Origin of the sequence: Halanaerobium saccharolyticum, assembly GCF_003053565.1 — a bacterium.
GTDB lineage: Bacteria > Bacillota > Halanaerobiia > Halanaerobiales > Halanaerobiaceae > Halanaerobium > Halanaerobium saccharolyticum_B.
Genome location: NZ_QAXS01000012.1, coordinates 56809 through 66346 on the forward strand (window position 1 = coordinate 56809; position 9538 = coordinate 66346).

Below are 9538 nucleotides of genomic sequence, written 5' to 3' on the forward strand. Positions count from 1 at the left end.
TTTTTTGATGGATTATTTAATCATTGGGGCTGGAGCTGCAGGAGTTTCTGCAGCAAAGGAGATTCTTAAAAATCGAAAAAGTGAAGATCAGATTTCAATTTTTACAGATGAAAAATATCCTTTTTATTATAGACCACGTCTGATAGAGTGTCTTTCAGGTGAGGTTGAAGTAGAAGATATTATTATCAATGATCAAAAGTGGTTTGAAGAAAACAATATTGAACTTCATCTTAATGAAGAGATTATTGAAATTGACAGTCAGAATAAGCTTTTAAAAAGCAAAAAAGATCAGTATACATACGATAAATTACTGCTGGCAAATGGTTCTCACTGTTTTGTTCCTCCATTTTCTGGTGTTGATCTGGATAATATTTTCACCTTAAGAACTGCAGCTGATTTGAAAGAAATTAATCAGGCAGCAGAAAAAGCTAAAAAAGCTGTTGTGGTAGGTGGAGGACTTTTAGGCCTGGAAATAGCCTATAATTTTGCTAAGGCCGGCCTGGATACGACAGTTTTAGAAGTTGCACCCTATCTGCTCCCAATGCAGCTTGATCAAAGAGGTGGGGATCTGCTGGAAGAGAAACTGAAGCAGAATAATGTTAAAGTAGTAACAGATGCTGCAACTAAGGGTTTTAATGGAGAAAAGAGTGTAGAGAAAGTTATCCTGGAAGACCGTGAAATTGAAGCTGATTTAGTTTTAATTTCGACCGGGGTAAGATCAAATACTTCTCTGGTTGAAAATCTGAATATTGATAAAAACAAAGGTATTTTAGTTGACAGCAAAATGCAGACTTCTAATCCTGATATTTATGCTGCCGGTGATGTGGCAGAATTTAAAGATAAAATTTATGGTATCTGGCCTCCTTCTCTAGCCCAGGGAAGAGTAGCTGGAACGGTAATGAGTGGTGGCCAGGCTGAATTTGACGGCTATGTGCCTTCTCACAAACTAAAGGTTGCTGGAATTAATGTGGTTTCTCTGGGAGAATTAAATAAAGATGGGGATTACGAGGAAGAAGTTCTGGCAGATAATGAAAGTTATGTAAAAGTAATTAAAAACAAGGAAGAAAAAATTGGAGCTTTAATTGTTGGTCAGTATTCAGAACAAAACCAACTGCTGGCTGATATTAAAAAATAATTATCTAGTAAATAGAAGGAGGTTAAATCATGAGTGAAGAAGAAATTAAAGATATTAAAGCAGAAAAAGAAGAAGCGGAGAAGGTTGACGAAGGAAGCATAAAAATTGCTGACGAAGTTGTGGGGATAATTACCGGCCTGGCAGCAACTGAAGTTGAAGGTGTAGCTGGAATGAGTGGTGGCCTTGCAGGTGGAATCGCTGATATGCTTGGGCGAAAAAGCCTCAGCAAAGGTGTTAAAGTAGAAGTTGCTGATGAAACAGCTTCTGTAGATGTTTATGTAATTATAGAATATGGTAATTCTATTCCGGATGTAGCCTGGAAGATTCAGGATAATGTAAAACAGGCAATTGAGGGAATGACTGGCCTGGATGTTAAGGCAGTTAATGTTCATGTACAGGGAGTTAACTTTCCGGAGGAAGAACAGAAAGAAGCTGAAAATAAAGTAGAGGAAGTAGAAGACGAAGAATAAATTCTTCTCTAAAAATGATTGGAGGTTAAGCCATGAAAATTATACAAAATATATTTTCCTTTTTAATCGCTTTAATTCTTATCGTTTTAACAATTACTCTTTCTCTATATAGTTTTGGGCTTTTATCAATGAATTTTATTCCCGATCTAATTTCTGCAAGCTATAATAACTGGCAGGCAGCAGTGGTCTATCTTGCCTTTTTAATCATGGCTCTTTTTGTAATCTATCCTTACTTTACCGATCGGAAATTCAAATCAACCAGGTTGTTGAGTTCAGAGTCTGGAGATATTACAATCACTATTTCCGCCCTTTCGAACCTGATTAAAGATCGAGTTAAGGAAAAACAGAGATTTGATGATATTAAAATCAAACTTGAAGAAAAAGAAGAGGGCTTAAAAATTATATTAAGTGGAAAGTTAACAGTGCCCGGTGATTTACCAGCTATTAGCGAGAGCATTCAACACGACTTAAAGAGCTATATTAAGCAGACCACAGGCATTCAGGTAGAGAAGGTTCAAATAAGAATTGATGATGTGCGCAAAGATAACAAACTGCCTGAAGAAGTAGAATGAGGTGGTCAATAAATGGATAAAAATCAACTTAAAGAAGAGCTAATTCAATTTATTTATCTTAACTGCAAAAAAATATGTGGAGCTTTAATCGGCTTAATTATTGGAGTTTTGATCTTAACCATTGGTTTCTTTAAAACTCTGCTGCTCTTTATAACCACTTTAGTTGGCTATTATGTAGGATCACGCTGGCGTTTTGAAGAAGATTTGAAAGATTTTATACTAAGAATTATTCCAGAAAGATTTAAATAGAGTTAGAAATGAGGTATTTTCTTTATGCAAAATGTTTCGAGACATAAACAGAGGATCTGGGTTTTACAGATTCTTTATGGACTGGATATCAGAAAAAAGCTTGACCTTGAAAACTCAAAAAAGAGCTACAGAGATTTTATGAATGAAAAAGGTGCTCTGGCTGATGATTTATATGCTGAAGAGCTTCTGGAGGGCATTATTATGGAACTTGAGCTCTTAGATGCTCAGATTGACCAGTATGCAATTAACTGGAATATCGAAAGGATGCCGGCAATTGACAGGAATATTTTAAGAATTGCTGCCTATGAGATTCAGCATGAAATCCCGGTAAAAGTTGCGATTAATGAAGCAGTAAAAATTGCAAAAAAATATGCAGATGATAGTTCACCATCATTTATAAACGGAATACTGTCTAAATTTGCTTAAAAATTTTTTTGGACCTGGTTCAATAAAACGATTTAGGTGCCAGGTTCAATCAAAGAAATAAGTTAATGGGGTGTGAAGATGGATTATTCAGCAAGAATTGCAAAAATTGAAGAGTCAAAAACAATTGCTGTCAGTACAGCGGCCAATAAATTGACAACAGCAGGAGAAGATGTGGTCAGTTTTGGTGCGGGAGAGCCTGATTTTCCGACACCAGATTTTATTAAAGAGGCAGCAGTCGAAGGAATGAAAAAAGGCTATACAGGCTATACTTCTGCTTCAGGTCTACCGGAATTAAAAGAAGCGGCAGTTACTAAATTTGCTGCTGATTATTCACATCAGTATTCAACAGATGAAGTAATTGTCTGTAATGGTGGTAAACAGGTTCTTTTTAACGGTCTCTCAGCTATTTTAGAAGAGGGAGATGAGGTTTTGATTCCCAAGCCGTACTGGGTTTCCTACCCGGAGTTAGTTAAACTTGCAGGTGGTAAGCCAGTTTTAATTGAAACTAAAGCTGAAAACAAGTTTAAAGTAAAAGCGGAAGAATTAAGAAATGCAATTTCAAAAAATACTAAGGCAGTCATTATCAATTCACCTTCAAATCCTGATGGTCATTTTTATTCTGCCTCAGAACTTGAGGAACTAATTGGAGTCTTAATTGAGCGGGATATATTTATTATTAGTGATGAAATTTATGATAAGCTGCTTTATGACAACAAAGAATTTAAATCAATGATTGAACTTTTTCCACAGCTAAAGGATAAATTATTAGTAGTTAATGGAATGTCTAAGTCATATTCGATGACCGGCTGGCGGGTAGGTTTTGGCTTTGCAAATCAAGAGTGGATTAAAAATATGGCTAAAATTCAGAGCCACACCACCTCCAATGTAAATACTATTGCTCAGTATGCAAGTGCAAAAGCGCTGGCCAATGATCAGCTGAAAGAGATTATTAAAGAGCGCAGAGATGTTTATCAGCAGCGGAGAGATCTGACGGCTGAACTGCTGGCTGAGATAAAAGGGCTGAAGGCTATCAAACCGGCAGGAGCTTTTTATTTCTTTATTGATATTTCAAAACTAAAGGGCAGAAAGATTAAAGATGATAAGATTGATGGCTCACTTTCTTTTGCTGATCTGCTTTTACAGGAAAAGAAAGTAGCAGTGGTACCCGGCATAGCTTTTGGAATGGATGATTTTGTTCGCATCTCATTTGCTTTAGGAGAAGAGCGAATTGAAGAGGGTATTAAAAGGATCAAAGATTTTGTAGAAAGTCTTGAAGCTTAGTTATATTTTGATTTTGGATATAGTAATGCGAAGGACTTTAGTAGTATATATTTAGATTATTATTTAACCTCTGGGGTGAAAACTCTGGAGGTTTTTTGTTATTTATGGAGGAATTAAAATTTTAAGATTAAATCTCCCAGCCATTGAGCTGGTCTTTCTTTTGCATTAATAGCAAATATATAGTAAACTGTACTATACTAATGTAGATAAAATAGCATTAAAAATTTTGCTTCGCAGGCAGCTCGCAGGCAACTAGCATTAGAGTCTATTTTATAGCAAATAAAAAAAGAGCCCTAAAAAAGGCTCTTATCACTGCTATATTAACTGGTGCGAAAGGAGGGATTCGAACCCTCACGGTCGTGAGACCACTAGACCCTGAACCTAGCGCGTCTGCCAGTTCCGCCACTTTCGCACTGACAAATAATATTTTAACTTAAATATTTATGTTTGTCAAGAGACTTTTTTCAAATATTGTTTATCTTAATAAAAAATTACAGTAGAGACTTTAAGAAAAAAATAACTTGACTCCAGTTCGAATTAATTCTAAAATTAAGGAGGAATTAAGGGAACTGTTAAAGAATAAAGTATAGAAGCAGGATTTTTTTGCTCAAGTTTTTAAAATTCAGGAGGTAAATTATGTACGAAATTTTAGAAAAGGAAGTTCTGGCACCAACAATTACAAAGTTAAAGGTCAAGGCGCCAATGATTGCCGAGAAAACAAAGCCCGGTAATTTTATCATATTGAGAGTAGATGAGAAGGGTGAGCGGATTCCGCTGACTGTTGCAGACTATGACCGCGAGACCGGTGTGATCTCTATTATTTTTCAGGAGGTTGGTTATTCAACCAAATTATTAGGTAAAATGGATAAAGGAGATCAGATTCAGGATATAGTTGGTCCTTTAGGTCACCATATTGATCTGGAAGGCTACGAAAAAGTAGTTTTACTTGGTGGAGGGTCAGGAACAGCTCTCTTATATCCGAAAGTTAGAGGTTTTTATGAGCAGGGTGCTGAAGTAATCAGTATTACCGGAGCTAGAACCAAAAATTTAATTATTTTAGAAGAAGAATTAGAGAAGTATAGTGACAGATTATTTATTGCAACTGATGACGGCAGTTATGGTCATCACGGTTATGTAACTGATATATTAAAGGATCTAATGGAAAAAGAAGATGACATCGATCTAGTGGTTGCTATTGGTCCGGTACCAATGATGAAGGCAGTTGCTGATATGACAAAAGAATATGGAATAAAAACAATAGTCAGCTTAAATACAATTATGGTTGATGGAACAGGAATGTGTGGTGCCTGTCGGGTAACTGTAGGTGGAGAAAGAAAGTTTACTTGTGTTGATGGTCCTGCTTTTGATGCCCATCAGGTTGATTTCGAAGAATTGATGAACAGACTTAACTTTTATCAGAATGAGGAAGATTTAGTTCATGATACAGCAGTCGAGGAGGATAAGTAATGGCTTTACAGAAAAAGAAGACGCCGATGAAAGAACAGGCGCCAGAAGAGAGAATTAAGAATTTTAATGAGGTTCCATTTGGCTACAGTGATGATGAAGCAGTTGTTGAGGCAGAAAGATGCCTGCAGTGCAAGCACCAGCCCTGTGTAGAAGGCTGTCCGGTCCATGTACCAATTCCTCAGTTTATTCAGGCAGTAATTGATGGAGATGTTGAAGAAGCCGGTCAGATATTAAAAAGCAAGAACAATTTACCTGCAGTCTGTGGTCGAGTCTGTCCTCAGGAAGAGCAGTGTGAAAATGTCTGTGTGATGGGCATTAAAAATGAGCCGGTAGCTATCGGCCGTCTGGAGCGTTATGTTGCAGATTATAATATGGAGCGCGGCAGTGATAAATCATCTGCAGCAGAATTAGAAAAGATGAAGGTACCCGAATTAGAAGGTAGAAAAGCAGCTGTAATTGGTGCCGGACCAGCTGGATTAACTGCAGCGGCTGACCTTGCTAAATACGGACTTGATGTTACGATTTTTGAGGCGCTGCACGAGACAGGTGGAGTTCTGCGTTATGGAATTCCAGAATTCAGACTGCCCAAAAAAATTGTTGACCAGGAAGTTGAAGCAATCAAAGAACTGGGTGTCGATATTCAGTTGAATGTTGTAGTAGGTAAGTCGATTACAGTTGACGAACTCTTTGCTAAGGGATATGAATCAGTATTTATTGGTGTTGGTGCCGGTCTGCCTAGATTCTTAAATATTCCTGGTGAGAACTTAAATGGAGTTTATTCTGCCAATGAGTTTTTAACCAGAGTTAATTTAATGAAGGCCTTTAAATATCCGGAATACAAGACTCCGGTTGTGGTTGGCGATAAAGTTGCTGTTGTAGGAGCAGGAAATGTGGCTATGGATGCTGCCAGAACAGCTAAAAGACTGGGAGCAGAAGATGTATACATAGTTTACAGAAGAGCTGAAGAGCAGATGCCTGCCCGCAGTGAAGAAATTCATCATGCTCAGGAAGAGGGAATTGAGTTTAAACTCTTAAATAATCCGGTTGCAATTCATGGAGAAGACGGCAGAGTTGCCCGGATGGAATGCCAGCAGATGAAGCTCGGTGAAAAAGATGATTCCGGCAGAAGGCGCCCGATTCCGATAGAAGGCTCTAACTGGATGCTGGACCTGGATACAGTAATCATTGCTATCGGTCAGAATCCAAACCCACTTTTAACTTCCAATACCAAAGATTTAAAAACTAAAAGTTGGGGTGGAATTGAAGTCAACGACGATCAGCAGACCAGCCGCGAAGGTGTTTATGCTGGTGGAGATGTTGTTACTGGAGCTGCTACTGTAATTAAGGCGATGGGTGCCGGCAAAACAGCAGCTGAAAATATCAAGAATTATTTGCTAGAGAAATCTAAAAAATAGAGTGGTTGATTTTATGTCAGATTTATATCAGGATAATCTATTTTCAAAAAAAGAAAAAAAGATCTATACAGTTCAGGAAATCACAGAGTATCTTCAGGCTTTAATTAAAGAAGATGCTCTTCTTTCTGACTTCTGGATTAGTGGTGAGATTTCAAATTTTTACCACCACAGTTCAGGTCATATGTATTTTACCCTGAAGGATAAGAACTCACAGCTAAAAACTGTAATGTTTAAGGGTTACAATTCTTCTCTGGACTTTGAGCCGGAGGAAGGAATGCAGGTTGAGGCCAGAGGTAATCTAGATATTTATGCCCAGCGGGGAGAATATCAGTTTTATGCCCGGGAGATGGAAAAGGCAGGTAAGGGAAAACTTTACGAGGCTTTTGAAAAATTAAAGGCCCGACTGGAAAAGGAAGGTCTTTTTGCAGAGAGCAAGAAAAAAGAAATTCCATTTCTGGCCAGCAAAATTGGAATTGTAACTTCTCCTACCGGGGCAGCAATCAGAGATATTCTTTCAGTGATGAAAAGGCGCTCTGGCAATTTTTCTGTTTTGATAGTTCCGGCTCATGTCCAGGGAGATCTGGCTAAGGGTGAAATTACAGCCGGGATTGAATATTTAAACAGCCGCGATGATATTGACCTGATTATTATCAGCCGGGGTGGAGGCTCGATTGAAGACCTCTGGCCCTTTAATGAAGAAGAGGTGGCCCGGGCAGTATATAATTCTAAATTGCCTGTAATCAGTGGTGTCGGTCATGAGACTGATTTTACTATCTCAGATTTTGTAGCTGACCTGAGAGCACCTACTCCTTCTGCTGCAGCAGAGCTGGCAACTGCCAACCGAGAAGAAATTTTAAATAGACTCGATAATCTATCTCAGAGGCTTTTAAACAGCGGTGCTGGCAGAGTCAGGGAGCTAAAAAATAAACTGCAGAATCTTTCTGAGCGCAGAATTTTTTCTTCGCCGGAAGAGCTTTTTAGAGATTATGAACAGGAACTTGACAGTTTAGAAACAAAATTAAATCATCAGATTGAAAGGAAATATAATGACTGGGAAAATAAATACCAGCTCTTATATCAGCGGCTTAATAATTTAAGCCCGCTTAAAACTCTGGACCGCGGTTATGCGATTCTTCAGGATCAGGCTGAGCGGACAGTCAGCTCAGTAGAGCAGATTGATCAGGGAGATAAGCTGCAGGCCCGTCTGAGTGATGGACTTTTAGATCTGGAAGTAAAAGCTAGTAGAAAAGTTGGTGATATAGATGAGTAAAGATAAAAAAGAAATTGAATTTAATGAAAATCTGGAAGCAATTGAAGCTGAAAATCTTGATTTCGAAACAGCTCTGGAAAATCTCCAAAAAATTGTAGAGGACCTGGAAAAAGGCGGTTTATCTCTGGATAAGACTCTTGCTGAATTCAGCCAGGGAATGAAGCTGCTTAAATTCTGTCATCAAAAGTTGGACGGGGCTGAAAAAAAGATTGAATTAATGCTTAAAGATGATGATCAATTCACAGAGGAAGTTCCCTTTGATTCTGAGATTGAGGAGGATTAGACTTGCAGACCATAAAAGATATTTTGAAGGTGAAAGCAGCAGAAGTAGAAGCCAATCTAGAAGAACTGATGAATTTAAATGGAGAAATAGCGCCCCACTTAACTGAGGCTATGAAGTATACCCTGCTCTCAGGTGGTAAGCGGATTAGGCCGGTTTTATCACTTTTAACTGTGGAATTACTTGCTGGTAATTATCAGGCTGCTCTTAAAGCTGGTTCAGCCCTGGAGATGATTCACAGCTATTCTCTGATTCATGATGACCTGCCGGCAATGGATGATGATCAGCTGCGGCGGGGGAAGAAGACAAACCATCTTGTTTTTGGAGAAGCAGCTGCAATTTTAGCTGGAGATGCACTTTTAACCTATGCTTTTGAAGTTTTAGCTGGACTTGAAATTGACCCTGAGGCCAGAATTAAAATAATTGCTAATACTGCCAGTTTCTCAGGCTATCAGGGGATGGTTGGAGGTCAGGTTCTGGATCTGGAGGCTGAAAATAAAGAGTTAAGCCTTGCGGAAATGCAGAAAGTCCACCGAGCAAAAACTGGTGCTCTAATTAAAGCTTCAGTTTTAAATGGGCTTTATTGTTCTGATTATACAGAAGCTGAGAAAGACGCACTACTAAAATATGCCGAAAATATTGGTGTTCTATTTCAGATTGTTGATGATCTGCTTGATCTTACTGGAGAGACCGAAAAAATGGGTAAAGTAGTCGGTAGAGACGAAGAATTGAATAAATCAACCTATCCCAAACTTATGGGACTAAAAAAAGCTAAAAAAGCCGCTCAGGATCACGCTGAAAAAGCAAAATCAGCTTTAAATATTTTTGGAGATAAAGCAGAAAACTTAAAGGATTTAGTTGATTACATCCTGAACCGTCCAGAGATTCCGCAAATGATTTTTAAAAAATAAGGAGAATACAGTTCAAACAGTATTCTCAGCAGTAGTTCCAAAATAAAGAATATTAGAAATAT

General features: G+C 38.1%; 11 protein-coding genes and 1 tRNA gene. 11 read left to right on the forward strand and 1 reads right to left on the reverse strand.

Features of this window, described 5'->3' with window-relative positions:
* The first annotated feature begins 7 nt into the window (after nt 1-7).
* The 6 genes from C8C76_RS06700 (at nt 8) to C8C76_RS06725 (ending at nt 4133) form a co-directional block, all read left to right on the forward strand.
* Entirely contained in the window at nt 8-1135 is a 1128-nt protein-coding gene (locus tag C8C76_RS06700) for an NAD(P)/FAD-dependent oxidoreductase (protein WP_108139883.1), read from the forward strand.
* 29 nt (nt 1136-1164) lie between these two features.
* A complete protein-coding gene (locus tag C8C76_RS06705; protein WP_108139885.1) occupies nt 1165-1605 on the forward strand; it encodes an Asp23/Gls24 family envelope stress response protein in 441 nt (146 codons plus the stop codon).
* Between the two features lie 32 nt (nt 1606-1637).
* Nucleotides 1638-2177, forward strand: a complete 540-nt coding sequence (amaP, locus tag C8C76_RS06710) for an alkaline shock response membrane anchor protein AmaP (protein WP_108139887.1) — start codon at nt 1638-1640, stop codon at nt 2175-2177.
* A gap of 12 nt (nt 2178-2189) precedes the next feature.
* Complete coding sequence (locus C8C76_RS06715; RefSeq protein ID WP_108139889.1) at nt 2190-2426, forward strand: DUF2273 domain-containing protein; 237 nt, start codon at nt 2190-2192, stop codon at nt 2424-2426.
* 24 nt (nt 2427-2450) lie between these two features.
* Nucleotides 2451-2852 (forward strand): transcription antitermination factor NusB, encoded by a 402-nt coding sequence (nusB, locus tag C8C76_RS06720; RefSeq protein WP_108139891.1) that lies wholly within the window; start codon nt 2451-2453, stop codon nt 2850-2852.
* A gap of 78 nt (nt 2853-2930) precedes the next feature.
* Nucleotides 2931-4133, forward strand: a complete 1203-nt coding sequence (locus tag C8C76_RS06725) for a pyridoxal phosphate-dependent aminotransferase (RefSeq protein WP_108139893.1) — start codon at nt 2931-2933, stop codon at nt 4131-4133.
* A 325-nt stretch (nt 4134-4458) separates the two neighbouring features.
* Here the strand turns inward: C8C76_RS06725 and C8C76_RS06730 are convergent.
* Nucleotides 4459-4545: transfer RNA gene (locus tag C8C76_RS06730), tRNA-Leu, on the reverse strand.
* A gap of 224 nt (nt 4546-4769) precedes the next feature.
* On the opposite strand from C8C76_RS06730, the gene C8C76_RS06735 reads away from it, so the two are divergent.
* From C8C76_RS06735 to C8C76_RS06755, 5 genes are read left to right on the forward strand one after another with little or no spacing between them, the layout of a single operon-like run.
* Nucleotides 4770-5600: a sulfide/dihydroorotate dehydrogenase-like FAD/NAD-binding protein gene (locus C8C76_RS06735; RefSeq protein WP_108139895.1), complete on the forward strand. Its 831-nt coding sequence runs from the start codon at nt 4770-4772 to the stop codon at nt 5598-5600.
* Nucleotides 5600-7015: an NADPH-dependent glutamate synthase gene (gltA, locus tag C8C76_RS06740; protein WP_108139897.1), complete on the forward strand. Its 1416-nt coding sequence runs from the start codon at nt 5600-5602 to the stop codon at nt 7013-7015. The genes C8C76_RS06735 and gltA overlap by 1 nt, the downstream gene beginning before the upstream one ends.
* A 13-nt stretch (nt 7016-7028) precedes the next feature.
* Nucleotides 7029-8285, forward strand: coding sequence for an exodeoxyribonuclease VII large subunit (xseA, locus tag C8C76_RS06745; RefSeq protein WP_108139899.1), 1257 nt, complete (start codon nt 7029-7031; stop codon nt 8283-8285).
* A complete protein-coding gene (gene xseB, locus C8C76_RS06750) occupies nt 8278-8568 on the forward strand; it encodes an exodeoxyribonuclease VII small subunit (RefSeq protein WP_108139908.1) in 291 nt (96 codons plus the stop codon). The genes xseA and xseB overlap by 8 nt, the downstream gene beginning before the upstream one ends.
* 2 nt (nt 8569-8570) lie before the next feature.
* Nucleotides 8571-9476 carry a polyprenyl synthetase family protein gene (locus tag C8C76_RS06755; protein WP_108139910.1) on the forward strand — a complete coding sequence of 302 codons (906 nt, stop codon included), beginning with the start codon at nt 8571-8573 and terminating at the stop codon, nt 9474-9476.
* Nucleotides 9477-9538 lie beyond the last annotated feature (62 nt).

Coding starts and splice junctions, on each gene's coding strand:
- C8C76_RS06705 (WP_108139885.1), top strand. CDS start 1,165: ATGAGTGAAGAAGAAATTAAAGATATTAAAGCAGAAAAAGAAGAAGCG.
- C8C76_RS06715 (WP_108139889.1), top strand. CDS start 2,190: ATGGATAAAAATCAACTTAAAGAAGAGCTAATTCAATTTATTTATCTT.
- gltA (WP_108139897.1), top strand. CDS start 5,600: ATGGCTTTACAGAAAAAGAAGACGCCGATGAAAGAACAGGCGCCAGAA.
- xseA (WP_108139899.1), top strand. CDS start 7,029: ATGTCAGATTTATATCAGGATAATCTATTTTCAAAAAAAGAAAAAAAG.
- nusB (WP_108139891.1), top strand. CDS start 2,451: ATGCAAAATGTTTCGAGACATAAACAGAGGATCTGGGTTTTACAGATT.
- C8C76_RS06735 (WP_108139895.1), top strand. CDS start 4,770: ATGTACGAAATTTTAGAAAAGGAAGTTCTGGCACCAACAATTACAAAG.
- xseB (WP_108139908.1), top strand. CDS start 8,278: ATGAGTAAAGATAAAAAAGAAATTGAATTTAATGAAAATCTGGAAGCA.
- C8C76_RS06700 (WP_108139883.1), top strand. CDS start 8: ATGGATTATTTAATCATTGGGGCTGGAGCTGCAGGAGTTTCTGCAGCA.
- C8C76_RS06725 (WP_108139893.1), top strand. CDS start 2,931: ATGGATTATTCAGCAAGAATTGCAAAAATTGAAGAGTCAAAAACAATT.
- amaP (WP_108139887.1), top strand. CDS start 1,638: ATGAAAATTATACAAAATATATTTTCCTTTTTAATCGCTTTAATTCTT.